The sequence below is a fragment of the Aureimonas sp. AU4 genome, assembly GCF_001463765.1.
Classification (GTDB): domain Bacteria; phylum Pseudomonadota; class Alphaproteobacteria; order Rhizobiales; family Rhizobiaceae; genus Aureimonas.
In genome coordinates this window covers 19420-46353 of sequence record NZ_BBWK01000038.1, presented here as the reverse complement: position 1 = coordinate 46353, position 26934 = coordinate 19420, and the positions used below count along the sequence as shown (strand labels likewise).

25 protein-coding genes and 1 pseudogene are annotated in these 26934 nt (G+C 70.1%); 20 read left to right on the top strand and 6 right to left on the bottom strand.

The window, feature by feature from the left end; all coding sequences use genetic code 11:
* The first annotated feature begins 49 nt into the window (after positions 1-49).
* Positions 50-1111: an SDR family oxidoreductase gene (locus AUL35_RS11730; protein WP_062014987.1), complete on the top strand. Its 1062-nt coding sequence runs from the start codon at positions 50-52 to the stop codon at positions 1109-1111.
* Between the two features lie 12 nt (positions 1112-1123).
* Here the strand turns inward: AUL35_RS11730 and AUL35_RS11725 are convergent, their stop codons facing one another.
* Positions 1124-2998, bottom strand: a complete 1875-nt coding sequence (locus AUL35_RS11725; RefSeq protein ID WP_062014985.1) for an adenine deaminase — start codon at positions 2996-2998, stop codon at positions 1124-1126.
* Between the two features lie 132 nt (positions 2999-3130).
* Between AUL35_RS11725 and AUL35_RS11720 the strand changes: the two genes are divergently transcribed.
* Genes AUL35_RS11720 through AUL35_RS11695 form a run of 6 tightly spaced genes read left to right on the top strand, consistent with a single transcriptional unit; the run spans position 3131 to position 9093 of the window.
* Positions 3131-4162 (top strand): PotD/PotF family extracellular solute-binding protein, encoded by a 1032-nt coding sequence (locus AUL35_RS11720; protein ID WP_062014983.1) that lies wholly within the window; start codon positions 3131-3133, stop codon positions 4160-4162.
* A gap of 10 nt (positions 4163-4172) precedes the next feature.
* Complete coding sequence (locus AUL35_RS11715) at positions 4173-4997, top strand: ABC transporter permease (RefSeq protein ID WP_062014981.1); 825 nt, start codon at positions 4173-4175, stop codon at positions 4995-4997.
* A gap of 4 nt (positions 4998-5001) precedes the next feature.
* Positions 5002-5790 (top strand): ABC transporter permease, encoded by a 789-nt coding sequence (locus AUL35_RS11710; protein ID WP_062014979.1) that lies wholly within the window; start codon positions 5002-5004, stop codon positions 5788-5790.
* A gap of 11 nt (positions 5791-5801) precedes the next feature.
* Positions 5802-6863 (top strand): ABC transporter ATP-binding protein, encoded by a 1062-nt coding sequence (locus AUL35_RS11705; RefSeq protein ID WP_062014977.1) that lies wholly within the window; start codon positions 5802-5804, stop codon positions 6861-6863.
* A complete protein-coding gene (locus AUL35_RS11700) occupies positions 6860-8191 on the top strand; it encodes an amidohydrolase family protein (protein WP_244493751.1) in 1332 nt (443 codons plus the stop codon). Before AUL35_RS11705 ends, AUL35_RS11700 begins: the two co-directional genes overlap by 4 nt.
* The gene (locus tag AUL35_RS11695) at positions 8188-9093 is read left to right on the top strand and encodes a nucleoside hydrolase (RefSeq protein ID WP_062014975.1); all 906 of its coding nucleotides are present in this window, start codon (positions 8188-8190) and stop codon (positions 9091-9093) included. Before AUL35_RS11700 ends, AUL35_RS11695 begins: the two co-directional genes overlap by 4 nt.
* Here AUL35_RS11695 and AUL35_RS11690 read toward each other — a convergent pair.
* Entirely contained in the window at positions 9090-10256 is a 1167-nt protein-coding gene (locus AUL35_RS11690) for a M20 aminoacylase family protein (protein WP_062014973.1), read from the bottom strand. The two genes, AUL35_RS11695 and AUL35_RS11690, sit on opposite strands and share 4 nt — an antisense overlap.
* A 16-nt stretch (positions 10257-10272) precedes the next feature.
* Between AUL35_RS11690 and AUL35_RS11685 the strand changes: the two genes are divergently transcribed.
* From AUL35_RS11685 to AUL35_RS11675, 3 genes are all read left to right on the top strand, one after another.
* Positions 10273-11037 carry a phosphoribosyltransferase gene (locus AUL35_RS11685; RefSeq protein ID WP_082666281.1) on the top strand — a complete coding sequence of 255 codons (765 nt, stop codon included), beginning with the start codon at positions 10273-10275 and terminating at the stop codon, positions 11035-11037.
* A 279-nt stretch (positions 11038-11316) separates the two neighbouring features.
* The gene (gene rnk / locus AUL35_RS11680) at positions 11317-11730 is read left to right on the top strand and encodes a nucleoside diphosphate kinase regulator (protein WP_062014971.1); all 414 of its coding nucleotides are present in this window, start codon (positions 11317-11319) and stop codon (positions 11728-11730) included.
* 122 nt (positions 11731-11852) lie between these two features.
* Positions 11853-12308 (top strand): hypothetical protein, encoded by a 456-nt coding sequence (locus AUL35_RS11675; RefSeq protein ID WP_062014969.1) that lies wholly within the window; start codon positions 11853-11855, stop codon positions 12306-12308.
* Between the two features lie 13 nt (positions 12309-12321).
* Here the strand turns inward: AUL35_RS11675 and AUL35_RS11670 are convergent, their stop codons facing one another.
* Positions 12322-13641, bottom strand: a complete 1320-nt coding sequence (locus AUL35_RS11670; RefSeq protein WP_062014967.1) for an MFS transporter — start codon at positions 13639-13641, stop codon at positions 12322-12324.
* A gap of 147 nt (positions 13642-13788) precedes the next feature.
* Between AUL35_RS11670 and cyoA the strand changes: the two genes are divergently transcribed.
* Genes cyoA through AUL35_RS11635 form a run of 7 tightly spaced genes read left to right on the top strand, consistent with a single transcriptional unit; the run spans position 13789 to position 20646 of the window.
* Positions 13789-14994, top strand: a complete 1206-nt coding sequence (gene cyoA / locus AUL35_RS11665) for a ubiquinol oxidase subunit II (protein WP_062014965.1) — start codon at positions 13789-13791, stop codon at positions 14992-14994.
* A 9-nt stretch (positions 14995-15003) separates the two neighbouring features.
* On the top strand, positions 15004-17016 hold the full coding sequence (cyoB, locus tag AUL35_RS11660) for a cytochrome o ubiquinol oxidase subunit I (RefSeq protein WP_062014963.1): 2013 nt from the start codon (positions 15004-15006) through the stop codon (positions 17014-17016).
* Entirely contained in the window at positions 17013-17642 is a 630-nt protein-coding gene (gene cyoC / locus AUL35_RS11655) for a cytochrome o ubiquinol oxidase subunit III (RefSeq protein ID WP_062014961.1), read from the top strand. The genes cyoB and cyoC overlap by 4 nt, the downstream gene beginning before the upstream one ends.
* The gene (gene cyoD, locus AUL35_RS11650; RefSeq protein WP_062014959.1) at positions 17639-18040 is read left to right on the top strand and encodes a cytochrome o ubiquinol oxidase subunit IV; all 402 of its coding nucleotides are present in this window, start codon (positions 17639-17641) and stop codon (positions 18038-18040) included. Before cyoC ends, cyoD begins: the two co-directional genes overlap by 4 nt.
* A gap of 53 nt (positions 18041-18093) precedes the next feature.
* Entirely contained in the window at positions 18094-18795 is a 702-nt protein-coding gene (locus AUL35_RS11645; RefSeq protein ID WP_062015015.1) for an SURF1 family protein, read from the top strand.
* Positions 18792-20123, top strand: coding sequence for an ATP-binding protein (locus AUL35_RS11640; RefSeq protein ID WP_244493750.1), 1332 nt, complete (start codon positions 18792-18794; stop codon positions 20121-20123). Before AUL35_RS11645 ends, AUL35_RS11640 begins: the two co-directional genes overlap by 4 nt.
* Positions 20110-20646: a response regulator transcription factor gene (locus AUL35_RS11635; protein ID WP_062014958.1), complete on the top strand. Its 537-nt coding sequence runs from the start codon at positions 20110-20112 to the stop codon at positions 20644-20646. Before AUL35_RS11640 ends, AUL35_RS11635 begins: the two co-directional genes overlap by 14 nt.
* Positions 20647-20665: 19 nt before the next feature.
* On the opposite strand, the gene AUL35_RS11630 is transcribed toward AUL35_RS11635, so the two are convergent.
* Positions 20666-22006: an HlyD family type I secretion periplasmic adaptor subunit gene (locus AUL35_RS11630; RefSeq protein WP_062014956.1), complete on the bottom strand. Its 1341-nt coding sequence runs from the start codon at positions 22004-22006 to the stop codon at positions 20666-20668.
* The gene (locus AUL35_RS11625; protein WP_192847083.1) at positions 22003-23742 is read right to left on the bottom strand and encodes a type I secretion system permease/ATPase; all 1740 of its coding nucleotides are present in this window, start codon (positions 23740-23742) and stop codon (positions 22003-22005) included. The genes AUL35_RS11630 and AUL35_RS11625 overlap by 4 nt, the downstream gene beginning before the upstream one ends.
* Before the next feature lie 281 nt (positions 23743-24023).
* On the opposite strand from AUL35_RS11625, the gene AUL35_RS11620 reads away from it, so the two are divergent.
* The 3 genes and pseudogenes from AUL35_RS11620 to AUL35_RS11615 all read left to right on the top strand — a co-directional run bounded on the left by AUL35_RS11620 (position 24024) and on the right by AUL35_RS11615 (position 25781).
* Positions 24024-25184, top strand: a complete 1161-nt coding sequence (locus tag AUL35_RS11620) for a hypothetical protein (protein WP_062014952.1) — start codon at positions 24024-24026, stop codon at positions 25182-25184.
* A gap of 44 nt (positions 25185-25228) precedes the next feature.
* A pseudogene (locus tag AUL35_RS23190) lies at positions 25229-25450 on the top strand (BrnT family toxin); the annotation flags it as partial.
* 22 nt (positions 25451-25472) lie between these two features.
* Entirely contained in the window at positions 25473-25781 is a 309-nt protein-coding gene (locus AUL35_RS11615; protein ID WP_062014950.1) for a BrnA antitoxin family protein, read from the top strand.
* 5 nt (positions 25782-25786) lie between these two features.
* Here AUL35_RS11615 and AUL35_RS11610 read toward each other — a convergent pair whose 3' ends face one another.
* Positions 25787-26917, bottom strand: coding sequence for a polysaccharide pyruvyl transferase family protein (locus AUL35_RS11610; protein ID WP_062014949.1), 1131 nt, complete (start codon positions 26915-26917; stop codon positions 25787-25789).
* Positions 26918-26934: the final 17 nt, after the last annotated feature.

Genomic DNA, 26934 nt, shown 5'->3' with positions numbered 1-26934 from the left:
CGCGCCTGCCTAGCTCGGGCGGAACGTAAACGGATCGGAGACAGACAGCATGACGAAGACGGCCCTTGTGGTGGGTGCCAGCGGCATCGTGGGCAGCGCGACCGCGGCCCTTCTCCATCAGCGCGGCTGGCGGGTGATGGGCCTGGCCCGCCGCCCCGCGAGCCAGGACGGCGTTGAGCCGCTGGCGGCCGACCTGCAGGATGCCGCCGGCACAGCCGAGGCGTTGCGCGACGTGCGGCCGGATGCGGTGTTCGTCACGACCTGGGCCCGGCAGGACACGGAAGCCGAGAACATCCGGGTCAACGCCGGCATGGTGCGCAACCTTCTCGACGCCCTGCGGCTCGGCGGCACGACGCGCCACGTGGCGCTGGTGACCGGCCTCAAGCATTATCTCGGCCCCTTCGAGGCCTACGGGAAGGGCGAGCTGCCCGAGACGCCGTTCCGCGAGACGCAAGGTCGCCTGCCGGTCGACAACTTCTACTACGCGCAGGAGGACGAGGTCTTCGCGGCCGCCCAGCGCGACGGCTTCACGTGGAGCGTCCACCGGCCGCACACGGTGATCGGCAAGGCGGTCGGCAACGCCATGAACATGGGCACGACGCTGGCGGTCTATGCCACGCTCTGCCGCGAAACGGGCCGTCCCTTCCGCTTCCCGGGCTCGGAAGCGCAGTGGAAAAGCCTCACCGACATGACCGACGCGCGCCAGCTCGCCCGGCAGCTCCTCTGGGCGACGGAGACGCCGGCGGCCGCCGACGAGGCCTTCAACATCGTCAACGGCGACGTCTTCCGCTGGAACTGGATGTGGGGCCGCATCTCCCAGTGGTTCGGCGTCGAGCCCGCGCCGTTCGACGGCACGGTGCAGCCGCTCGAGGACCAGATGCGGGACGACGCGCCGGTCTGGCGGCGGATCGCCGAACGCGAGGGACTGGCCGAGCCGGACCTGTCGCGCCTCGCCTCGCCCTGGCACACGGATGCCGATCTCGGCCGCCCCTTCGAGGTCGTCACCGACATGGGCAAGAGCCGCCGGCTCGGCTTCCTCGACTACCAGCCCACCGACGACAGCTTCTTCGACCTCTTCGCCCAGCTGCGCGCCGACCGTCTCATCCCCTGACGGCGCGGCGCCTCACCAGACGACGGGATGGGTGCGCCCCGTCCCGACGTCGACGAAGCCCTCCGGGGCCAGCGGCGAGGGGGCGACGAGGACCCAGCGCCAGGGCGCGCAGGTCAGCGTCGCGAAGGCTAGGCGCTCCGGGAAGCCGGGGCTCCAGCGCGGCGAGAAGGTCGGCTCGTACATCCAGTCGATGTCTTCGGCGGCGCGGTAGAGCGCCTGCACCTCGCGGTCGAGCTCTTCCGGCGGGCGCGCCGTCATCAGCCCGCCGACCTCGTAGCGCACCCGCGCCAGGACCTCGCCGTCCCGCACCAGCGCCCAGCCGCCGCCCATCTCGCGCAACGTGTTGACGGCGAGCGCCATGGCCGCGTCGCAGGAGCCGACCGTCCAGATATTGTGCTTGTCGTGCCCCATCGAGCAGCTGAGCGCGGTGCCCGGCGTGCGCGGGCCGGTGCCGAGCCAGAACATCCTGGCCGTTCGCCCCTCGCCCGAGAAGCGGTCGACGATGGCGAACTTCGTGATGTTGCGCGTGGCGTCGCGCTGGACGAGCCCGTCCGCGACGGGAAGCTCGGCCGTGATGAACTCGTCCGACCAGTGAAAGGGCCGCAGGAGCGCCGCCTGCATCGTCGTGCGCCCCGGCTCGGCGGGAATCGCGAAGTCGGCCGCCGTGATCTCGCGGTCGATGCGCACGGTCCGGCGCGTCCAGTCCGGCCACGCGATCTCGGGAACGGGCACGGCCATGCGGCCGTCCCGCGCGACCTCGGCGCCGTCCGCCCAGACCGAGGCGATCGAAAGATGCTCGACGTCGGAGAGAAGCACCATGTCGGCATAGCGCCCCGGTGCGATCGAACCGACCCAAGGCGTCAGGCGCATGTGGCGCGCCGGGTTGATCGTGACGAGCTGGATGGCGATCTCGGGCGCGAGGCCGTTCCGGATGGCGAGGCGCACGTTGTGGTCGCTCGCCCCGATGCGCATCGTGTCGGAGGCCGAGCGGTCGTCGGTGCAGAGCGCGATCTGGCTCCAGTCGGCGAGGCCGTCGGCGACGAGCGCCTGGATGATCTCGGGCAACGAGTGGGGCCGCAGCTCCAGGAACAGGCCGCGCCGCAGCTTGTCGCGCACCTCGTCCGGCGTCCAGGCCTCGTGGTCGGAGGCCATGCCGGCGGCGGCGAACGCGTTGATCTCAGGCGCACCGCGCATGCCCGCGGCATGGCCTTCCACCACGCCCCGCGCCTCGAAGGTCGCCCGGATCATGCCCCAGAGCCGCTCGTGCGAGGGGTTACCCGCGTCCCATACCGCGGGCCAGTCCATCACCTCGTCGAGGCCCGGCACGAGGAGGGAGTCGCGCAGAAAGCCGCGCTGCTCCTCATAGCCGTAATGGCCGCCGCCCCACTCGTAGGCGGTGGGGGGCACGGCCGAGCCCGGCAACGGGAAGATCTTGGCGGGGCTCCCGGCGCGGCGCGCGGCGAGCCAGAAGTCGAGGTTGCGGGCGCCGTCGACGTTGGAGAACTCGTGGCTCGCCTCGCAGGTCCAGGTGCAGCCGAAGGGCAGGACGAGGGCCGCCTCGCGGTCCGGGGTCAGGTGGCTCGACTCGATGTGCTTGTGCACCTCGCCGAAGCCCGGCACCGCATGAAGGTCCGGCTCGTGGACGCGCTCAGCCGCCTCGCCGCGCCAGGAGCCGGCATCGCCGACAAAGGCGACGCGCCGGCCCCGGATCACGATCTCCTGGTCGGCGTGCCAGCGCCGGGTGTGGACGTCGAGCAGGCGTCCGACGCGCAGGACGCGGTCCGCCGGGCGCTTGCCCAGCGCCACCAGCGCGAGGTCCTGGCGGATGCGCACCTCGTCGGACGCCTGGATGAGGAGATCGTCGGGCAGTTCGGAAGGCTTTGTCATAGGACAGGCTTCTAAACGCCCGGGAATGCCGCGCACAATAACGCGACAGGCTTGTCCTTTGCGGAAAAAATACGCTAGTCCGTTCGCGACCCTGAGCGTCCCGCGCCTCGCCGCCCTCCCCGGAGACCCGCCATGATCCGCACGCCCCTTCGTCTGGCTCTCGCCGCATCCGCGATGCTGGCGCTCACCGCCGGCGCGGCGCAGGCGAAGACCCTGACGATCTCCTGGTGGGGTTTCAACGGCGAGAAGCTGGACCAGATCGTGATCCAGCCGTTCAAGCAGCAGTGCGGCTGCGACATCGTCTTCGAGACCGGCAACAACGCCGACCGCCTCGCCAAGATCCGAATTCGCGGCGGGGCGGGCGTCGACGTCGCCTACTTCTCCGACTCCTTCTCCCAGATCGGCGTCACGGAGGGGCTGTTCCGGGAGATCGACCGCGCGAAGGTGCCCAACATCGAGGGGCTCTATGATCTCGCCAAGGCGCCGCAGGGCCCCTTTGGCCCGGCCTACACGATCGGGCGCGTCGGCATCGTCTACGACACGGCGCGCGTGACCACGCCGATCACCTCGTGGAACGACCTATGGCGCGAGGACATGGCGGCGAGTCTCACGCTGCCCGGCATCACGACCACCGCAGGCCCGATGGTGGTGCTGAAGGCCGGCGACCATGCAGGCGAGGACGCGTTCGACAATCCCGACGCGGCGTTCGAGGCGGTGGACGCGCTGAAGCCCAACGTCGTGAAGACCTACAATACCGGCTCCGAGATGATCAATCTCTTCTCCACCGGCGAGGTGTCGGCGGCCGTCGCGCAGGACTTCACGCTCGGCCAGATCCAGGCCGCCGTCCCGACCGCCGCCTGGGCGGACCTGAAAGAAGGCGCGATCGCCACCGTCAACACGGTGAACATTCCCAAGGGCGCGGCCGAGCCGGAGCTGGCGCTCCAGTACATCAACTTCATCCTCTCGCCCGAGATCCAGCAGAAGCTCGCGGCGGAAGGCGTCGACGCGCCCGCCGCCAAGGCTGCCCAGCTGACGCCCGAGCAGGCGCGGCTCTGGACCTACGGCGCCGACGTCGTGTCGAAGCTTCAGGTGCTCGACTACGCCAAGCTGAACGCGGCCAAGAACGACTGGATCGACCGCTGGAACGAGATCTTCGGCGGCTGAGACGAACCCGATGAAGCGCTTCAGCGGCTGGCTCCTCGCCTCTCCCGGAACCCTGTTCCTGGTCGCGATCCTCGTCGTCCCGGTGCTCCTGACGCTCCTTGCGACGCTGACGGGGCCGGACGGGCCGCTGGCGCCCTACCTCGCCTTCTTCTCGAGCGGCTACCGGCGGCGGGTCGTGTGGCGCACGCTGCAGGTGGCCTGCATCACCACACTGATCTCGCTCGTGATCGGCTTCCTCGCCGCCTACGCCGTGTCGCGCTGTCCGCCCTGGCTGAAGTCGCTGCTCGTCGTGGCGGCGGTGTTTCCGCTTCTCACCGGCGTCGTCGTGCGCTCGTTCGCCTGGCTCATCATCCTCGGCAAGAACGGCATCCTGAACGACACGCTCCTGCGCCTCGGCCTTCTGGAGCGGCCGCTCAGCCTTCTCTACACGCAAGGGTCGGTGATCGCGGCGATGGTCTATCTCTTCGTGCCGCTGATGATCCTCACCATGGTCGGCGTCTTCGAGCAGATTCCCGACGACGTGGTGCAGGCCTCCGCCTCGCTGGGGGCCAAGCCGCTCTCGACCTTCTTCGGGGTCACGCTGCCGCTCGCCGTGCCGGGCCTCATCGTGGGGGCGGTCCTCGTCTTCACGGGATCCTTCACCGCCTATGCGACCCCGCAGCTTTTGGGCGGCGAGCAGCAGATGATGATGGGAACGCTGATGTACCAGCAGGCCATGGTGCGCTTCGACTGGACCGCGGCCTCGACCATCGCCGCGATCATGCTGGTGATCACGCTTCTTGTCGTCCTCCTGATGACGCGCCTCGCCCGGCGCCTCAATCCGGCGGCGGTGTGAGCCGATGACCCGCCGCATCCATCCGCTTCTCGCCGTCTTCACGGCGCTGGTCTTCCTGTTCCTGCTCGGCCCCCTCGTGATCGTGGTGGGCGCCTCGCTCAGCGATACCACCTACCTCACCTTCCCGCCGCAGGGCCTCTCCCTGCGCTGGTTCGAGAACATCTTCGCGATCGCGGCCTTCCGGCGCACGATCGTCACCAGCCTGCAGATCGCGTTTCTCGCGACCGCGCTGGCGCTCCTGATCGGCGTGCCGGCGGCCTATGCGATGAACCGCTACCGCATCGCCCTGCCCTCGTGGCTCTCGACGCTCTTCGTCCTGCCGGTACTGGTTCCCGAGCTCGTGCTCGGCTTCTCGCTCCTGCGCAGCCTCGCGGTCGGGCTGGAGGCGCCGATCTTCCTGTCGCTGCTTCTGGGACACACGCTCCTGGTGCTGCCCTATATCGTGCGGATCGTGGGGGCGAGCCTTGCCTCCTTCGACTTCGCGATCGAGGAGGCGGCGATCAGCCTCGGAACGCCGCCGCTGAAGGCCTTCGGAACGATCGTCCTGCCGAACGTCAGGCCCGCCGTGATGGCGGCCTTCATCCTCGCCTTCATCACCTCGATCAACGACGTGTCGATCTCGATCTTCCTGACGGGACCGGGCATCTCCACCCTGCCGATCCAGATCCTCGCCCATGTCGAGCAGTTCTTCGACCCGACGATCGCCTCGGTCTCGGTTCTCCTGATGGCGCTCACCGTCGCGGTCATGGCCGTCGTGGAGCGCACGCTCGGCCTCACCGTCCTCGCCAAGTAAGGGTTTTCATCTTGGCCCAGCCGCTGTCCATCCGGAACGTCTCGGCGCGCTACGGCGCGACCACCGTCCTCAAGGACCTCTCGCTGGAGGTGGCCGAGGGCGAGCTCGTCTCGCTGCTCGGCGCGTCGGGCTGCGGCAAGACCACGACGCTGCGCCTCGTCGCGGGCTTCCTCGAGCCGAGCGCCGGCGAGATCCGGCTGGGAAACCGCGACCTGACACGCCTGCCGGCCCACCGGCGCGACATCGGCCTCGTGTTCCAGAACTACGCCCTGTTTCCCCATCTCGATGTGGCCTCCAACGTCGCCTACGGCCTGAAGCAGCGCGGCGTCGATAAGGCGGAGCGCGAGCGGCGCACATCGGCCATGCTGGAGCGCGTCGGTCTGTCGGCCTTTGCCAGCCGCATGCCGGCCGCCTTGTCGGGCGGGCAGAAGCAGCGCGTCGCGCTCGCCCGCGCGCTGGTGATCGAGCCCCCGCTCCTGATGTTCGACGAGCCCCTGTCGAACCTCGATGCCAAACTGCGCGTCGACATGCGCGTCGAGATCCGCGCCCTCCAGCGCGCCAACGGCACGACGGCCCTCTACGTCACGCACGACCAGGAGGAGGCCTTCTCGATTTCGGATCGCGTGGCGATCATGCGCGACGGGCGCATCCTCCAGCTCGACCGGCCGGAGGTGCTCTACAGCCGGCCGGTGGACAGCTTCGTCGCCCGCTTCGTCGGCTTCGAGAACCTCATCCCCATGCAGGTCGCCGAGCGGCGCGAGCGCGAGGTCGTGGCGCGCACCGCCGACGGCGGCACGCTTCATCTCGATCCCGAGCGCCTCGGCGCGATCCCGGACCGCTTCGTGCTCGCCACCCGCCCGGAAGGGCTCGGCGTCGAGACCGGCGAGGGCGAGGGCCTGCCCGCCGATCTCGGGCTGCGCACCTATCTCGGGCGCGCCTACCAGTACCAGTGCGCGACGGCGGCCGGTCCGCTGCTCGCGAACGGCGCGCTCGACCGACCGCTGGAGCCCGGCACCCGCGCCCGCCTCGTGCCGCGTCTCGAGCAATGCGCCATCCTGCCGGCGAGCGCGTGAGCGCAACGCTTCTTCACGGCGCCCGCATCCTCACGATGGATGCGGCGGGCCGCGAGATCGAGCGCGGCTGGCTGCTGGTCGAAGGCGACACGATCCGCGCGCTCGGGTCCGGCGAGGCGCCGCCGGACACGGAGGCCGAGCGCGTCGACTGCGCGGGCGACCTCGTCATGCCGGGCTTCGTCAACGCGCACGCCCATCTTGCCATGACCTTGTTCCGGGGTCTGGCCGAGGACATCGACGACCGTCTCTACCGCTACATCCTGCCGCTGGAGCGCCGCTTCGTGACCGCCGAGGTCGTGCGCGCAGGAACGGCGCTGGCGGCAGCCGAGAGCATCCGGGGCGGCGTCACCACGCTGGCCGACATGTATTACTTCGAGGATGAAGTTGGCCGTGTCCTTGGCGGCGCCGGTTTGCGCGGCGTGGTCGGGCAGACCATCGCGGACTTCGCCGCCCCCGACCATGCCGACATGGAGGCGGGCTGGCGGCGCGTCGCGAAGCTCGTCGCCGAGTTCGAGGCGCATCCGCTCGTCACCCCCTCGCTCGCACCCCACGCGCCCTACTCCACAGGGCTCGCGACGCTGGAGCGCGTCGCGCGGTGGAGCGCCGACCATCCGGCACTGCCCGTGCAGATGCATCTGGCCGAAAGCGATCTGGAGGTGCGCTGGGCGCGCGAGAACCACGGCGCCTCGCCGGTCGAGGCGATCGCGCCGACCGGCGTGCTCCGGGCGAACCTCCTCGGCGCCCACGTCATCCACGTGAACGAGCGCGACATCGCGCTTCTCGCCGAGAATGGCGTGCGCGCGGCCACCAACCCGCGCTCCAACGGCAAGGCGGGGCGCGGCATCGCGCCGGTGGAGCGGCTGCGCGCGGCGGGCATCCCGGTCGGCATCGGCACGGACGGGCCGATGAGCGGCAACACGCTCGACCTCTTCGCGCAGCTTGCGCCCGTCTCGATGTTCGCCAAGCTGCTCGCCGGCTCACGCAGGCCCCTGCCCGCCCGCGAGGTCGTACGCATGGCAACCCTTGAGGGCGCCCGCGCGCTCGGGCTGGGGGAGCGCATCGGCTCGCTGGAGCCGGGCAAGCAGGCCGACCTCCTACGGGTCGACCTCTCGGCCGCGCGTCTTCAGCCGATTTACGACACGCACGCCGCCTTGGTCTTTGCGGCTCAGCCGGCCGACATCCGTGCGACCATGGTCGCGGGGCGCTGGCTGATGCGGGACCGCGTGCTGGAAACCGTGGACGAGGCGAAGGCCGTCGCGGACGCGCGACAGATCGCGCTCGCCTTCGGGGCCGAGATGCGGCGCATCGACGAGGGGGCCGCGTCGTGACGCGCCTTCCCGTTCTCGTCGACACCGATCCTGGCCTCGACGATGCGCTGGCGATCCTTCTCGTCCTCGCCCATCCCGGCTTCGCGCTGCGCGGCGTGACCACGCTGGCCGGCAATATCGGCCTGGAGCGCACCACGGCCAATGCCGGGGCGCTTCTGGCGCTCGCCGGACGGCACGACGTGCCGCTTCATGCCGGCGCCGGCGCGCCTCTGATGCGGGCGGGCGTCGACGAGGCGGCGATCCACGGCGCGGACGGGCTCGGGGGCGTCGCCTTGCCGGTCCCCGTTCCCGCGCGCACGGGATCGGCCGTCCATTTTCTTGCCGAGATGCTGCGCGCCGAGCCGGCGGGCTCGCTGACGCTTCTCTGCCTCGGACCGCTCACCAATCTCGCCCATCTGATCCGGACCGCGCCCGACGCCGCCCGCCGGATCGGGCGCGTCGTCGCCATGGGCGGGACGATCCGCGAACCCGGCAATGTCGGGCCGATGTCGGAGTTCAACCTTGCCTTCGACCCGGAAGCCGCCGACGCGGTGCTGCGCGCGGCGCTCGACCTGACGCTCGTGCCGCTCGACGCCACGCGCCGCGTGAGGGCGTCGCGCGACACCGTGGCGTCGCTTCTCGCCGTCGCCTCGCCGCTGGGTCAGAAGGCGGGCGAGATCATCCGGGCCTACTTCCTCGATGCCGCGACACGGGAGAGCCGGCCGCTGCACGACCCGTGCGTGCCGCTTCTTCTCCTGCGCCCCGACCTCTTTCCGGCGCAGACGCTCCGTCTCCGCGTGGATCTTTCAGAGGGACCGGACGCCGGACGCCTTCACGTCGATCCGGCCGGCCATCCGGTGCGGGTCGCGCTCGGTGCGGACGGCGAGGCGGCGCTGACGCTTCTCGTGGAGAGCCTTCGCTAGATCGGCAGCTCGCGCTTCACCAGCGCGGTCCAGAAGCGCGCACCGGTCGGGAGCGCCCCGTCGTTGAAGTCGTAGGCCGAGTTGTGGTGGAGCGCCCCGTCCACCGCGGGACCGTTGCCGAGCCAGACGTAGGCCGCGGGAACGCAGCCGAAGAAGGCGAAGTCGTCGCCGGCCGTTGACGGCGGGAACTCGGTGCGAACGCGCCCGCCGGTGGCGACGCGCGCAGCCTCCAGCGCCGATGCTGTCGCCTCGCGCTCGTTGACCACCGGCGGGATGCGGCGGATGAAGCGGTAGTCCGCCGCGATGCCGAAGGTGGTGGCGACCCCTTGCGCCAGTTGGCCGATCTCGGCTTCCAGCTGGTCGCGCACCCCGCGATCATAAGCGCGCGCCGTGCCGCCGATCCGCACCTCGTCCGGGATGACGTTGAGAGCATGGAAGTCCCCGCCCTCCAGCGCGCAGGCGCTGACGACGGCGGGCTGGAGCGGATCGATGCGCCGCGCGACGATCGTGTGAAGGGCCATGAGGAACTGCGCGGCGGCCGTCACCGCGTCGCGCCCGAGATGGGGCTTGGCGCCGTGCGTGCCGACGCCTCGGAAGGCGACGGTCCAGCTGTCGGACGAGGCAAGCTGCGGCCCGGCCACCACCGCCATCTCGTCCACATCCAGCCCCGGCATGTTGTGGAGACCGAAGGCGCGCGCCACGGGAAAGCGCTCGAACAAGCCGTCCTCGACCATCGCCTTCGCACCGCCCCGCCCCTCCTCGGCGGGCTGGAACACGAAATGCACGGTGCCCGAAAAGCCGCGCGTTCGGGCGAGATGCCGAGCGGCGGCGAGCAGCATCGCCGTGTGCCCGTCGTGGCCGCAGGCATGCATGCGGTTCTCGGCGGTGGAGCGCCAGGGCGGCGTCCCGATCTCCGGCATGGCGAGCGCGTCCATGTCGGCCCGCAGCATGACGGCGCGCGTTCCCTCGCCCGCCCGAAGGGTGCCGACGACGCCCGTTCGGCCGAGGCCGCGCGTGACCGCGATCCCCGCCGCCTCCAGCTGTTCCGCGACGATGGCGCTCGTACGGTGCTCCTCGAAGCCGAGCTCGGGATGGGCGTGGAGGTCGCGCCGGAGGGCCGTCATCGCCTCAATCTCGTAGCCGTCCCGGTCGCTGTCCGACATGACTGGTCCCCTCGCAATGGAATCGCTAATCCCTTGCAGCCAATCGACCGCCGGAGAGCAAGCCCTGTCCGCCCCCTTATCGAGCCGCGACGCTCCCGAACCGCACCAGTTCTGGCAGGATCTCCTTCCACCCGACGTCGACGGGGACGCCCCGGCAGGCGGCTATCGCGGCGCCTATCCCGCCTGCCTTCCCGACGGGCGACGGCTCCTGCTGCCGATCCGCGCCCTGCCCGGCGACGGCGCGCAGGCGGTCGCCTCGCTGATCGTGAACCAGGCGAGCTTCCGCGTGGAGGACGCGCTCGTCGAGGCGATGGCGCAGCTCGCCGCCCCCGTCTCGCCGGAGGTGGTGGTGGGCGTTCCGACGCTCGGCCTGCCGCTCGCGAACGGGGTCGCGCGCCGGCTCGGCCACGCGCGGATGGTGGCGCTCGGGACCTCGCGCAAGTTCTGGTACGACGAGGCTCTGAGCCAGCCGATGCGCTCGATCACCAGCCCCGCCGCCGGCAAGACGCTCTTTCTCGACCCTCGCATGCTGCCGCTCTTGAAGAACCGGCGCGTCCTCCTCGTGGACGACGTTCTGAGCACCGGCGCCTCGATCTGCGCGGCGCTGCGGCTTCTCGGCGCCGCCGGCTGCCGCCCGGTCGCGATCGCCGCCGCGATGCTGCAGGGCGAGCGCTGGCGCGAGCCCGTCGAAGCCCTTGCGCCCGGACTGCCGGTCATCGCCGCACTTCGCTCGCCGCGCCTCGCCCGCCGCACAGACGGCGGCTACGATCCCGCCGCCTGACAGAGGATACGCCCCGCATTTGACTTCGCCGGCGGAATCGGCAAGCTGAGGGGATGACCATGATCGACCTTCGCAAAGCGCTCAGCGCCCGGGTGACCCCGGCCGCACCGTTCTAGCCCCAGCGTTCGGTTGCCTCGTGCCCCGATGCTGGGGCCCTCGATCACGTCGCCTTCCTTCTTCATCGACGCCAACGCGCCATGCCGCCGTGGCGCGCCTGCATGCTCTCGCCCGCTGCGCCCGCCGCAGTGCGCGCGGCCGCGTGATCACCGGATCGTATCCATGCGACAGACCCTTGCCAGCCGCCTGCCCGCCATCACCCTGACCGAGCCCGAGTTCGAAAGCCTTTCGCGCATCGCCAGCGCCGCCCTCGACGCCCTGCCGGAGGTCGCCGAGGAACTGTTGCGCGAACTCGACCGGGCGCGCGTCGTCACGCAAACGGCGGCCAAGCCCCACGTGATCCGCATGAACTCGACTGTCCTGTACCGACAGGAGGACGGCACCGAGCGCCGCGTCACGCTGGTCTATCCGGCGGCCGCGGACATCTCGAAGGGGCGCGTGTCGATCATGACGCCCATCGGCACCGCGCTGATCGGACTGCGTCCGGGACAGTCCATCATCTGGGCGAACCGGGCAGGCAGGCGCCAGACGCTCACCGTCCTTGCCGTCGAGCCGCCCTCGGAGGCGACGGCGTAAGGCAATCGTCCAGTCCGGGCGCTCGCTCTGCGACACGCAGGGCGCGGAGCCTGGCCGCCGGGCGCAACCCGCAGGCCTGCCGTCCGTTGCGACGGATCGACAACGGCGGAGCACCGGGACGGATGATACCCTCGATCCTCATGGGAGTGGCGGCGGGCGCGCGGTCCATGACGCCGCTGGCCGTATCGGCCTGGCTCGCGCGGCGCGGCGAGCTGCCGAACCGGGGCCCCCTCGCGCGGCTTCTCGCGGGCGACGCCGTGGTGGCGGGCGCGACGCTGTTGGCCGTGGGCGAGATGCTCGGCGACAAGATGCGCTCGGCCCCCGACCGCACGGTCCTTCCCGGCATGGCGGCGCGGCTCGTGACGGGACTGGTGGCGGGCGCGGCGCTCGCGCCCCGGCGCGAGCAGGACCTCGGCGCGGTTCTCGGCGCGGCGACGGCCCTCATCGCCGCGCATCTTACCTTCCGGGCGCGGATGCGCGCCCTGCGCCATGCCGGCCAGGGGCCGAGCGGCGCGGCGGAGGATGCCCTCGTGCTGGCGGTGGCGCTCGGGGCCGCAGGGCTCGCGCGGCGCCGCTAGGCGCCGCCGCCGCTCAGACCTCCATGTCGTTGCGGCGCGAGGCGAAGCGCAGCGCCACCAGCGTGCAGATCGCGCCCGACAGGAGATAGGCGCCCGCCGACAGGAGGCCGAACTGCGAGGCCAGCACGAGGCCCGCCAGCGGGGCGAGGCCCGCGCCGAAGATCCAGGCGAGGTCCGAGGTCAGCGCCGATCCCGTGTAGCGGTAGTGCGGCTGGAAGTTCGAGGCGACCGCGCCCGAGGACTGGCCGAACGACAGCCCGAGCAGCACGAAGCCCGACAGCATGAAGAAGGTCTCGCCCGCCAAGCCCGCGTCGAGGAGCTGCGGCGCGAAGCCGCTGAACACCGCGATCGCGACCGCGCAGGCCTGAAGGAGACGGGCCCGCCCGAAGCGGTCCGACAGGCGGCCCGATACCATGATGGAGATCATGAAGACGACGGCGCCCACGCTCTCCAGGAGCAGGAAGCGCGACGGCGCCTCCCGCGTGTAGAGGAACACCCAGGACAGCGGGAACACGGTCACCATGTGGAACAGCGCGAAGCTGGCGAGCGGCGCGAAGGCGCCCGTCAGAACCGTGCGGCCCTGCGCGCGGAGCGTCTCGCGGATGCGCACGGGCTTCAGCTCGCGCTCGTCGTAGAGACGCGTGTATTCCGGCGTCACCACGATGCGCAGGCGCGCGAACAGCGCCACGACGTTGATCGCGAAGGCGACGAAGAAGGGGTAGCGCCAGCCCCAGTCGTAGAAGTCGGCCGCCGACAGGTTGCCGACGAAGAAGGCGAAGAGGAGACTTGCGACAAGAAGTCCGATCGCCGCGCCGAGCTGCGGGATCATGGCGTACCAGCCTCGCTTCTCCTTGGGCGCGTTAAGCGCGAGCAGCGGCGCGAGGCCGTCCCACGTGCCGGCCACCGCGATGCCCTGGAGGACGCGCAGCGCCGTGAGCACGGCGGCCGCCCACAGGCCGATGCGCTCGTAGCTCGGCAGGAAGCCGATCGCCACCGTCGAGGTGCCGAGCATGAAGAGCGCGAGCGAGAGCTTGGCGCTGCGCCCGTAGGTGCGGTCGATCGCGTTGAAGATCGAGGTGCCGAGCGGGCGGGCCGCGAAGGCCAGCGCGAAGATGGTGAAGGAGTAGAGCGTGCCGGTGACGGGGTCGACGAACGGGAAGACCAGGCGCGGGAACACGATCACCGACGCGATGGCATAGACGAAGAAGTCGAAGAACTCCGACGTTCGCCCTATGATCACGCCGATCGCGATGTCGCCGGAGCGCACGTCCCCGTGGTGCCGTGCGTTGATGAGCCGGGCGTCGCGCTCGGCGGAGGCTTCTGTGTGCGTCATATCATCCATCGCGGTCCGAGCCCGGACGTGCCGGGTCGCGAAAAACGGTATCTGTATCCAGATAGCTTATCACGCGGGTGGATCGACCCGTGGCATTGGGCAAATTGTCCAATGTCGCAGCGCAGCAAGGAGGTTTAGCGCGCCCTCATGACCCAAGCTCGCCACAGATCCGTCTTGAAGCGCCTCGGCGCTCCCCTCGCCGGCCTCCTGCTCCTGCCCCTGGCCGGCTGCAACATGGTCGTCATGGCGCCGGCCGGCGACGTCGCCGCCCAGCAGCGCGACCTGATCCTGATCTCGACCGGGCTGATGCTGCTCGTCATCATCCCGGTCATGGTGCTGACCGTCCTGTTCGCGTGGCGCTACCGCGCGGGCAACAAGGCCGCGCACTACGATCCCGACTGGGACCACTCGACGCGCCTCGAGCTCGTGATCTGGGCGATCCCGCTCCTGATCATCATCGCGCTCGGCGCCTTCACCTGGATGGGCACGCACCTCCTCGATCCCTACCGCCCGCTCGGGCGCGTGGCCGCCGACCGGCCGATCGAGGCGAACGTCGAGCCGCTCGACGTCGAGGTCGTGGCGCTCGACTGGAAGTGGCTCTTCATCATGCCGCAATACGGCATCGCGACGGTCAACGACCTCGCGGCGCCGGTGGACCGGCCGATCCGCTTCAAGCTGACCGCCTCCACGGTGATGAACGCCTTCTACGTGCCGACGCTGGCGGGCATGATCTACGCCATGCCCGGCATGGAGACGACGCTGCACGGCGTCATCAACCACGCCGGCACCTACGAGGGCTTCTCGTCGCACTACAGCGGGGCGGGCTTCTCCAAGATGCGCTTCAAGTTCCACGGCCTCGACCAGGCCGGCTTCGACAGCTGGGTGAACGAGGCGCGCGCGAGCGGCCAGGCGCTCGACCGCACCACCTATCTCCAGCTCGCCGAGCCGAGCGAGGGCGTCCCCGTCCAGCGCTACGCCTCGGTCGATCCCAAGCTCTTCGACGCGGTGGTCAACCTGTGCGCCGAGCCGGGCCGCATGTGCATGAGCGAGATGATGGCGATCGACGCGCGCGGCGGCCTGGGTCTCGCCGGCCTCAGCGCCACGCTGCCGGTCGTCGATGCCGCCGGCGTGCCCAAGGCGGCGACCGTGCTCGGTCCCGCGCCGCGCTTCGTCGCCTCGATCTGCACCGAGGAGGAGGCGCTCGCCGCCCTGCGCGAGCGCCCCGCCGACGAGGTTCGCGACCGCTTCAGCGCGATCCTCGGCCTCGGCCTTCCCAAACCGTTCTCCGCGCCGGGCAACGACCCCGTCATCAGCCGCGCCACCGCGCCGCTCGACCTCATCAGCTCGCTGTGATCCGATCCCATGGCCATTGAAACCCCCATCCCCGTCAGCCCGATCTTCGGGCGCCTGACGCTTCAGGCCTTCCCGCTCCAGGAGCCCATCGTGGTGGGCGCCTTCGTCGGCACCGCCCTGATCGGCGCCGCCGTCCTGTTCCTGATCACCAAGTACAAGCTCTGGGGCTACCTCTGGAAGGAGTGGTTCACGAGCGTCGACCACAAGAAGATCGGCATCATGTACATGGTGCTCGGCCTCGTGATGTTCCTGCGCGGCTTCTCCGACGCCATCATGATGCGCGCCCAGCAGGCGATCGCCTTCAACGGCTCGGAAGGCTATCTGAACGCCCATCACTACGACCAGATCTTCACTGCCCACGGCGTGATCATGATCTTCTTCGTGGCGATGCCCTTCGTCACGGGCCTGATGAACTACGTCGTGCCGCTGCAGATCGGCGCGCGCGACGTGTCGTTCCCCTTCCTCAACAACTTCTCGTTCTGGATGACCGCGGCGGGCGCCGTCGTGATCATGATGTCGCTCTTCATCGGCGAGTTCGCCCAGACCGGCTGGCTCGCCTTCCCGCCGCTCTCGGGGATCGGGTCCAGTCCCTATGTCGGGGTGGACTACTATCTCTGGTCGCTGCAGGTGGCGGGCGTCGGCACGACCCTGTCGGGCATCAACCTGATCTGCACGATCATCAAGATGCGCGCCCCCGGCATGACCATGATGAAGATGCCGATCTTCTGCTGGACGTCGCTGTGCACGAACATCCTGATCGTGGCGTCCTTCCCGGTCCTGACCGCCGTCCTGACCCTTCTGACGCTCGACCGCTACGTGGGAACGAACTTCTTCACGAGCGAGCTCGGCGGCAACTCGATGATGTACATCAACCTCATCTGGATCTGGGGCCATCCGGAGGTCTACATCCTGATCCTGCCCCTGTTCGGCGTCTTCTCGGAGGTCACCTCGACCTTCTCGTCCAAGCGCCTCTTCGGCTACACCTCGATGGTCTACGCGACCGTCGTGATCACGATCCTCGCCTACCTCGTGTGGCTCCACCACTTCTTCACGATGGGCTCGGGCGCGAGCGTGAACTCGTTCTTCGGCATCACGACGATGATCATCTCGATCCCGACGGGCGCCAAGATCTTCAACTGGCTCTTCACCATGTATCGCGGGCGCGTTCGCTTCGACCTGCCCATGATGTGGACGATCGCCTTCATGCTCACCTTCGTGGTGGGCGGCATGACGGGCGTGCTGCTCGCCGTGCCGCCGGCCGACTTCGTCCTGCACAACTCGCTGTTCCTGGTGGCGCACTTCCACAACGTCATCATCGGCGGCGTTTTGTTCGGCGTCTTCGCGGCGATCAACTACTGGTGGCCGAAGGCCTTCGGCTTCAAGCTCGACGCCTTCTGGGGCCATGTCTCCTTCTGGTGCTGGACGGTCGGCTTCTGGGTCGCCTTCATGCCGCTCTACGTGCTCGGCCTGATGGGCGTGACGCGCCGCATGCGGGTGTTCGACGACCCCTCGCTCCAGATCTGGTTCGTCATCGCGGCGCTCGGCGCGCTTCTGATCGCGGCGGGCATCGGGGCCCTTCTCGTCCAGATCGCGGTCTCGGTCTGGCGCCGCGACCAGCTGCGCGACTTCACGGGCGATCCGTGGGGCGGGCGCACGCTGGAATGGGCGACCTCCTCGCCGCCCCCGGACTACAACTTCGCCTTCACGCCCGTCGTCCATGACGGCGATGCCTGGGCCGACATGAAGGCGCGCGGCTACTACCGTCCGCTGGACGGCTACCGGCCGATCCACATGCCGTCCAGCACGGGCACGGGCGTCGTCCTGTCGGTTCTCAGCGTGGCCTTCGCCTTCGCCATGATCTGGTACATCTGGTGGCTGGCGGCTCTCAGCTTCGTCGCCATCGTGGGCACGGCGATCGCCCACACGTTCAACTACCACCGGGACTACCACATCCCGGCCGACGTGGTGACGCGCACCGAGCAGCACCGGACCGACCTCCTGGCGGTGGGAGCGCGCGCATGAGCTCGGCCGCCACCGTCGACGCCAAGGGAGACGTCGTCTACCACCTCCCCGAGGAGCCGCATCACGAGGAGGGCAGCTCCACGATGCTCGGCTTCTGGATCTACCTGATGAGCGATTGCCTCATCTTCGCGATCCTGTTCGCCACCTTCGGCGTGATCGGCGGCAACTACGCCGCCGGTCCCGGCCCCAAGGACCTGTTCGACCTCGAGCTCGTCGCCCTCAACACGGCGATGCTGCTCTTCTCCTCGATCACCTACGGCTTCGCGATGCTGGAGATGGCGAAGGGCCGCCGGAACGCGACGCTTCTCTGGCTGGGCGTCACGGGGCTCTTCGGCGCCGCCTTCCTCGGCATCGAGCTCTACGAGTTCCACCACCTCATCGAGATCGGCGCCACGCCCCAGCGATCGGGCTTCCTGTCGGCCTTCTTCGCGCTGGTCGGCACCCACGGCCTGCACGTGTTCTTCGGCTCGATCTGGCTCGTGACGCTGATGGTCCAGGTCTCCCGCAAGGGCCTGATCCAGGCCAACCAGCGCCGCCTCATGTGCCTGTCCATGTTCTGGCACTTCCTGGACGTCATCTGGATCGGCGTCTTCACCTTCGTCTACCTTCTGGGGATGCTGCGATGAGCGCTCCGGCCAACGACACCCAAATCGCCGACCAGCACCGCGCGGACCATCACGGCCACGACGAGGCGGCGCACGGCTCCTTCAAGGGCTACATGGCCGGCTTCGGCCTGTCGGTGCTGCTCACCGCCGTGCCCTTCTGGCTGGTCATGGAGCGCCCGCTCGAGAGCACGGCCTGGATCGGCTTCCTGGTGGTCGCCTTCGCGGCCGTCCAGGTCGTGGTCCACATGATCTTCTTCCTCCACATGAACGCACGCTCCGAGGGCGGCTGGACCTTCATGGCCCTGATGTTCACCGTGGTGGTGGTGGTGATCACGCTGAGCGGCACCCTGTGGGTCATGTACAACCTCAACGCCAACATGATGCCCGGCGACATGCACGACATGAGCCAGATGCCGTGAGGGATCGCGCGGCGGCGGGTGGCCGCGCCAAGCGGCTCGCGCTCGCCGCGCTGATGCTTCTCCTGGTCGCCGTCCTGACGGCGCTCGGGATCTGGCAGGTCGAGCGCCGCGCCTGGAAGCTCGACCTCATCGGGCGCGTCGAGGCGCGGGTGAATGCCGAGCCCGCCGCCCCGCCCTCGCCCGCCGACTGGGCCGCCCTCGCCCCCGGCGACGCCGAGTACCGGAACCTGCGTCTCGAGGGGCGCTTCGAGACGGCGCGCCCGGCGCTGGTGCAGGCCGTGACCGAGCGCGGCGGAGGGGACTGGGTCATGGCGCCCTTCCGCACGCGGCAGGGCTTCGCGGTGCTCGTCAATCGCGGCTTCGTGCCCGCCGGCACGCGGGTCGACGCGATCGCCCCGCCGCCCGCGGGCGACACCGCCGTGACGGGCCTCCTTCGCCTGACCGAGCCGAAGGGCGGCTTCCTCCAAAGCAACGACCCGGCCGCCGACCGGTGGTACTCGCGAGACGTCGAGGCGATCGGCGCCTCGCGCGGGACAATGGAGCTTGCGCCCTACTTCGTGGACGCGCGCAGCGGCGCCGAGGGCGTGCCATCGGGCCCCGCCGCCGTGCAGCCGGTCGGCGGCCTGACCGTGCTGCGCTTTCCCAACAACCACCTTGTCTACGCGCTGACCTGGTTCGGCATGGCGGCGCTGGCGCTTGCGGGTCTCGTGCTCGTGCTGCGCACGGGCCGGAAGGCGGCGGAGCCGGGCGCGTGAGCGCGGCGCACGGGCCCGCGCCCCGCGACGCGCCGGTGGTCGCCCCGATCCGCGAGAGCGCCAACCGGCAGAACCTCCTTCTTCTCACCCAGCTCCGCTGGATCGCGGCGCTCGGCCAGATCGCGACGATCCTCGTGGTGTGGCTGGTGCTCGGCATCCCGTTGCCGCTCCTCTCCATGGCGGCGGTGATCGCGACGCTTCTTCTCGTGAATGCGGCGAGCGTCTGGCGGGTGCGCAGCGGGCGTCCGGTCTCGAACGGCGAGCTCTTCCTGCAGCTTCTCCTCGACGTCGCGGCGCTCACGATCCAGCTGTCCTTGAGCGGGGGCGCCGACAATCCGTTCGTGATCCTGTTTCTCCTCCAGGTGATCCTGGGCGCGGTGCTTCTGGAAACCTGGTCGGCCTGGACGCTGGTGGCGACCACCGGCGCGGCCTTTCTCGGCCTGATGCACCAGAGGATCGCGCTTGCCGCGCCGCCCGACCTGTATTCGCAGGGCATCCTTCCCTTTCACGTGCAGGGCACGTTCATCGGCTTCCTGCTGGCGGCGGGGCTCCTCGTCTTCTTCGTCGACAAGATCAACCGCAACCTTCGCCTGCGCGACCGGCGGCTCGGCGATCTCGGGCGCCAGGCGGCGGAGGAGGAGCACATCGTGCGCATGGGCCTGCTCGCGTCCGGCGCCGCGCACGAGCTCGGCACCCCGCTCGCCACGCTCGCCGTGATCCTCAACGACTGGCGCCGTCTTCCCGTCTTCAGCCACGATCCCGGCATGGCCCAGGAGATGGAGGACATGCAGGCCCAGCTCGATCGCTGCAAGTCGATCGTGACCGGCATTCTCCTGTCGGCCGGCGAGGCGCGGGGCGAGCACATCGTCTCCACCAGCGCGAGCCGCTTCGTGGACGAACTCGTCGCCGAGTGGCGCGCCTTCCGCTCGCCGCGCCGCCTCGACTACATGAACCTCTTCCGGCCCGACGAGCGCATCCTGTCCGATCCCGCGCTGAAGCAGGTGATCGCGAGCCTCTTCGACAACGCCTTCGAAGCCTCGCCCGAATGGATGCGCGTCACCGTGCGGCGCGAGGAGGAACGGCTCGTGCTCGACGTCGAGGACGCGGGGCCGGGCTTCACCCAGACCATGCTGGAGGAGTTCGGCAAGCCCTACCGCTCCAGCAAGAACCGCGCGGGATCGGGCCTCGGCCTGTTTCTGGTGGTCAACGTCGTGCGCAAGCTCGGCGGCACGGTGGAAGCGGGCAACCGGCCGGACGGGGGTGCGAGGGTCACGCTCGCCCTCCCCCTCGAGCGGCTCCGCGCGGAGGAACCCGATGGACGACGCTAACACCTCGCTCCTGATCGTCGAGGACGACCCGACGTTCTCGCGCACGCTGAAGCGCTCCTTCGAGCGGCGCGACTACACGGTCCGCGTCTGCGCGGGCGTGGGCGAGATGCGCGCCGCGATCGAGAGCGAGACGCCGGACTACGCGGTGGTGGACCTGAAGCTGACCGACGGCTCGGGCCTCGAATGCGTGAAGATCCTCCATGAGCACGACGCCGACATGCGCATCGTGGTGCTCACCGGCTACGCCAGCATCGCGACCGCCGTCGAGGCGGTGAAGCTCGGCGCCTGCCACTACCTCGCCAAGCCCTCCAACACCGACGACATCGAGGCGGCCTTCGCGCGCGCCGAAGGTTCGACCGACATCCCGCTCGGCACGCGCGCGACCTCCATCAAGACGCTGGAATGGGAGCGCATCCACGAGGTCCTGGCCGAGGTCGACTTCAACATCTCGGAGGCCGCGCGCCGCCTCGGGATGCACCGCCGGACGCTGGCTCGAAAGCTCGGCAAGAGCCGCGTGTCCTGAAGGCGCCTCGCCGCTCGCGTCAGCGCTCGCGCAGCGACTCCTCGATGTTCCGCGTCACCGGCGCCAGGAGATACTGCAGCACCGTGCGCCCCTCGGTCGGGATCACGACCTGCGCGTCCATGCCGGCGACGAGGCGCGGACGAAGGTCGACCGGCAGGTTGGCTGCGTCCAGCGTCACCTCCACCGCATAGGCGGGCGGCTGGCTGGGGTCGCTTCCCGCCACCGTGTCGCGCGACACGAAGCTCAACGTTCCCGTCAGCTTCTCGGCGCGGTAGCGCGTGAGCGCCCCGGCATGGACCTCCACCGCCATGCCCTGGTGGATGCGGTCGATGTCGCCGGGCGTGACGCGGGCGCGGATGCGCATGTCCTCGCCCTCGGGCACGACGTCGAGAATGGGCTCGCCGCCGCGCACGACGCCGCCCACCGTGAAGACGCGGCTGCCCTGGACGGTGCCGGCCACCGGCGAACGGATCGCCGAGCGCGCCAGCATGTCGAGCGCGACCTGCCGTTCCTGTCGGAAGGCGGCGATCTGGCGCCCCACCTCGATCAGGGCGACGGACGCCTCCTGCCGGTAGTCCTTGCGCAGCGCCTCGCGCTTCAGCGCGATCTCGGCGAGCCGGTCCTCGCCCTTCACCTTGTCGTTGCGGCTCTTGCGCACGGTCGCGTCGAACTGCGCCTTCTGGCGCTCCAGCGTGGTGACGCGGCTGAGCGCGACCAGCCCCTTCTCGTAGAGGGGCCGCACGCTATTCAGTTCCTTGGCGAGGCTCGCCAGCTGCTCGCTCGCCCCTTGCGCATCGAGCTGCACCTGCGCGATCTCGTTGCGCACCTGCTTGGCCTGCGCGTCGAGAAGCTCGAGCGATCCCGCCAGCACCTGGCGGCGGCTCTCGAATTCGCGATGGTTGTCGTCGATCGCGCTGCCGTCGAGCCCGCGCATGAGCGTCGCGGCCTCCTCGGGCAGGACCATGTAGTCGGCCATGTCGCGCTGGGCGACGAGGCGCGCCTCGGTGGCGAGCGCGCCGGCCAGGCCCTTGGCGGCGGCCGCCGCCGCCGCTTCCGAGCGCGTCGTGTCGAGCCGCAGCAAGAGCTGGTCGGCCTCCACGCGGTCGCCGTCGTGGACGAGGATCTCCGAGACGATGCCCCCTTCCAGGTGCTGCACGGTCTGACGGTGCGATTCCACCGCGAAGGTTCCGTTGGTGACGACGGCCGCGTTGATGCGCGCGAACGCCGCCCAGCCGCCGCACAGGCCGACGGACAGCGCGAGCACGAGATAGCCGAACCGCAGCGAGCGCCGCCAGTCGGCGTTGGGCAGGGGCGCGGGCGCGAAGGCTCCGTGCGGGGCGGGCGCGAGCGCTGTGCTCATCCGCCGGTTCCCGTGCGCGGCAGGTCGAGCACCGGGGGCTGGGGCGCTGCGGTCTCGCGCAGGCGCGGCAGGCGGCTGAAGATGCGCTCGCGCGCGCCGATCGCCTGGACGACGCCCTCATTGAGGACGAGAAGGTCGTCGCAATAGCCGAGAAGGCTGATGCGGTGCGACACGACGATCACGGCCGAGCCGGCGTCGCGCATGCGCTGGAGCGTGCGGCCGAGCACCTGCTCGGCACCCGCGTCGAGGTTGGAGTTGGGCTCGTCGAGGACGAGAAGGCGCGGCGTGCCGTAGACCGCGCGGGCGAGCGCCACCCGCTGGCGCTGGCCGCCGGACAGGGTGTGTCCCCCCGGACCGCCGAGGCGCGTCGCGTATCCGTCGGGCAGGCCGCGCACGATGTCGTGGATACCCGCCATGTCGACGGCCGCGAGCACGGCGTCCGGAGTGGCGCCGGGGTCGAAGCGGCTGATGTTCTCGGCCAGCGTGCCGGGCAGGAACTCGACGTCCTGCGGCACGTAGCCGACATGGCGGCCGAGTTCGTCCGCGTCCCAGTGCGAAAGGTCCTGCTCGCCGAAGACGACGGTTCCGCGCCGGGGCCGCCAGATGCCGGTGAGAAGCCGCGACAGGCAGCTCTTGCCCGCCCCGCTCGGGCCGACGATGCCGAGGATCCGGCCGGGCGCGAGCGTGAAGGACACGTCGTTGATCACCGGCTGCGCGGTGCCGGGCGGGCCGCCGACGAGGCGCGTGACGGCGAGCGCGCCCGAAGGGGCGGGCAGCGACAGGGGCTTGGGCGCCGCCTCGATGCCGCGCAGGAGCGCGTCGAGCCGCCCCGCCGCCATGCGGAAGGACTGGATCTGGCTCCAGTTGCCGATAAGGTGCTGCAGCGGCCCCTGCGCGCGCATCATGATCATGAGGACCACGAACAGCACCGAAAGGTGGATCTGGTCGAGAAGGAAGAGCGTGCCGCCCAGGCCGTAGACGATGATCATCTGGCCGTTCTGGACCATGCGCGGCACGAGGCCGATGGCGCCCGCCCGCGACTGGGCGAGCCCGCGCCAGCCGAGCCCGTCGCGATGCAGCCGATACCAGCGCTCGGTCAGCGCCGGCAGCATGCCCATCGCTCGCACGGTCTCGGCATTGCGCGACACGGCGAGGCCGAACTCGTTGGCCTCGAGGTCGAGCCTGCCGGCCGCCGCCAGGTGCCCCGCGACCCAGTAGTGCGTGGCGACCGACATGGCGGCGGAAAAGGCGAGAAGGCCGAGGATCAGGAAGCCGAAGGCGGCATTCACGAAGAACATCGCCACCACGAAGAGAGGCGACCAGAAGGCGTCGATCGCCGCCGAAAGCGAGGGACCGCCCAGGAAGCGGCGCACGGTCTGGAGGTCCTGGAGCGCCTGGGCCGAGGAGCCGCCGTCGTGCGTGCGGCCCCGGTTGAAGGCGTCGAAGCAGGTGCGCGTCAGGCGCGCGTCGATCTCGGCGCCCATGCGCTCCAGAACCTGCGCGCGGATGGTCTCCATCAGCGTGTAGGTCGCCGTCACGATCACCGCGATCGCGACGAGTGTCAGGAGCGTCGAGGCGTTCCGGCTGGTGCCGACGCGCTCGATGATGCTCATGGGGATCAGCGACATCGCCATGAACAGGAACGGCAGGAAGAAGCCGAAGGCGAGAAGGTTGAGGTATCCGGCCGAGAGCGAGCGCAGGATGGCCAGAAGCGGCGAGGACAGGACGGGTTTCACGCGGCGCCCCCCGCCTTCCATGCGCGCGGCCGGGCGCGTCGCGGCCCTTCGGCCCCGCTCGCCCTGTTCCTCCCGGACCACCGGGGCTGCCGCATGCCCGCTCCTTTCCGGCGCCCGAACCGCAGGGCGCCGCGCACCGGGATCGATCGCCCCGTCCCCCTCGTTGAGGCACGGGCCGCCGCCGGTTGCAGCGGGTAAAATCACACGCGGGGAGTAAAGCTCTGTTTAAGCAGGCCGACACGAGCCGAACCGCCGTCGCGCCCCATGCCGCGCGCCGCAGCGTGGGCCGCACGATCGCGGGAGCGGCGCTTCTGGCCGGCGGCGGCGCGGGCGCGCAGGCCGGCGAGCCGGCGCTGCAGCTGACGGTCGAGCCGCAGGAAAGCGTCCTCTTCAGCCACCGGCGCGATGCCTGCGAGCCCTGGGACATTCCCGACACGCCGACGCGCGCCTTTCGCGACGCCGCCGGCACGATCCACGTCTTCCAGAGCCACCACCGGGCCCGCGCCTCGGTGGGCGAGAGCTTCGGCACGCTCCGGCACGCCTGCCGCATCGCCTTCCAGGGCGGTGGGCGCGACGATCCCGCCTCGTTCAGCAACCGCAGCTGGATCGCCGCCACCTTCACGCAGGACGGGCGGACGGTCCATGCCGTGGTGCACGACGAATATCACGGGCACGAGGCGGGCCGCTGCGACACCGCGCAGGCCGACGCCTGCTGGTACGACACGCTGACGGCGGCCGTCTCGCGGGACGGCGGCGAGAGCTTCGAGCCGGCCGAGCCGCGCCTCGTCGCCGCCCTGCCCCGGCGCGCCGAGGAAACGCGCGGCACGCGCGCGGGCTTCTTCGAGCCCACCAACATCGTGCCCGTCACGGGCGGCTTCGCGATGATGGCGAACGTGGTGGCGCCCGAGCCCCAGCGCTCCGGCAACTGCCTCCTTCGCACCGACGACCTCGGCGACGCCTCGCGCTGGCGTGCCTGGCACGACGGGGCGTATCGGACGAAGCTCGCCGACCCCTATCGCGAGGACGCGGACCCGGCGGCGCACCCGTGCGACCCGATCGATCCCGCCGCCCTGCCCTGGCCGGTCACCAGCCTCGTGCGCCACGCGCGCTCCGGCCAGTGGATCGCCACCATGAAAGGGCGACGGTCGGGGGCCGATGGACGCGAGCGGACCGGCGTCTTCGTCTCCACCAGCCCGGACCTTCTCCACTGGCAAGGTCCGGCCCTCGTCTTCGAGGCACCGCTCATGGGCAGCGGCCACCCCTGCGCGCCCGAGCGGCCGATCGGCTATCCCGCGCTGATCGACCCGGAAAGTCCGGACCCAAACTTCGCCACGGTCGGCGACCGCCCGGTGCTCACTTTCGTGCGCAGCCGCCTCGAGGGCTGCGAGCTCGGCACCGACCGCGACGTCATCATGCGGCCGGTGCGGATCGCGGCGCGGTAGGCGCTTCGACTGCCCACTCCGCCAAGAACTCGTATATACAGGCAATGGAGATCGTGTGGGACGAGCCCAAGCGTCGGAGCCATCTTGCCAAGCACGGTCTCGACTTCGCGGATCCCGACCTCGACTTCTTCCTCGGTGCCGTCCTGGTTCGAGCGCGTTCGGGACGAAGCCGAGCGATAGGCCGCCTGAATGGAATGCTTGTCGTGTCGGTGGTCTTCCAGCCGCTGGGACGCGAGGCGATCTCGATCGTCAGCCCGCGCCCCGCCCCGAAGAAGGAGACCGTGGATCATGAGCAGGGAATTGAATCCCGAGCACGCCGCCGCAAACGGTTACACGCGATCGGATTGGGACGAGGTCGGCGACAACCCGGAGTGGACGGCTTCCGATCTCGCAAGCGCGAAGCCTCTCGCGCAAGCGATGCCGGAAATCCATGCGGCCATCGCCGAGGCAATCCGTCGACGCGGCCCCGTGCGGCGTAAGACGCCCGTTTCGATCCGCCTGGACGACGATCTTCTGGACAAGCTGCGCGCCTCTGGCCCCGGCTGGCAGAGCCGGGTCAACGAGGTGCTGCGGCATTGGGTCGAAGACGCCGCCTGAGCGCCTTACATCCGCGTCTGGACGCCGTTGCGCTCGATGAAGCCCTTCATGCGGTCGTAGCGCTCGGAAAAGAGCGACTGGAAGCGTCCGAAGCGCTCCGGCGCCAGCGCGTCGGCGAGCGTCTGGCGCTCGAACTCGGCGGGCGAGTAGATCGGCAGGTCGAAGGTCTCGGCGAGCTCGCGCGAGCGCGTGTCGTAGGAGAACAGGACGCCCGGCACGCCGGTCGCGACCGCCGGCAGGACGGCGTGGACGCGGTAGCCCAGAGCCGCGTCGAACTGCGGGGCGTAGACGTCGTAGTCGCCCGGCGCGCCGACATAGTAGAGGCGGCTCTCGTAGAGCGCCTTGAGGCGCGCGCCGGTCACCTCGTCGAACCAGTTCTCGGCGACGAGCTTGGCGGTGGCACGCTCCATGTGGCGGGGCGAGCGGAAGAAGAAGGCCTTCTCCTCCGGCTCGCCGTGGCACGAAAGGTAGAGATCGCTGGAGAGGTCGAGCTTGGCGATGATGCGCTTCTGGGTGGCGATGAACGCGGCCGGGTCGACCGCATAGGTCGAGCCGACCTCGCGGCGCAGCGAGAAGGTGACGCGGCGCGGGCCGCCGGGCACATGGCGCAGCGTCATCGCGCGGTCGCGGGCGCGGAAGATCGAGGGGCAGCCGACGATCTCGAGATTGTGGATGCCGTTGCGGTGCAGCGTCTCGGCCGAGAAGGCGCCGCGCACGCCGATCTGCGTGCGCTCGGCGATCATCTGCCAGAGGCGGCGCCCCTCGGGCGGCAGCGCGATCGGTCGCTCGGTCTCGGCCTGCGCGCCGACCCCGATGCACAGGACCGGCAGATCCAGCGCCTCGACCCAAGCCGGGAAATGGCCCCAGTCCATCGCCTCGTGGATGTAGTTGGAGCCGCGCAGGAGCACGAAGTCGCATCGCTCCTTGACCCGCCGGACGCCCTCCTCGGTCACCGGCTCGTCGATGTTGAGCGAAAGCCCTTCGGAATAGTCCACGAGGCGCAGCGTGGAATCGTACACGCAGATGTCGCCGGTGTTGTAGTAGTCCTCGAGCGTGCGGCTGAACGGCGTGTCGAACCAGACCGCCTCGTGGTTGTTCAGCCGCCGGCCGGAGTACTTCACCAGGGCTGCGCGCATGGACGGCGACCTTCTTT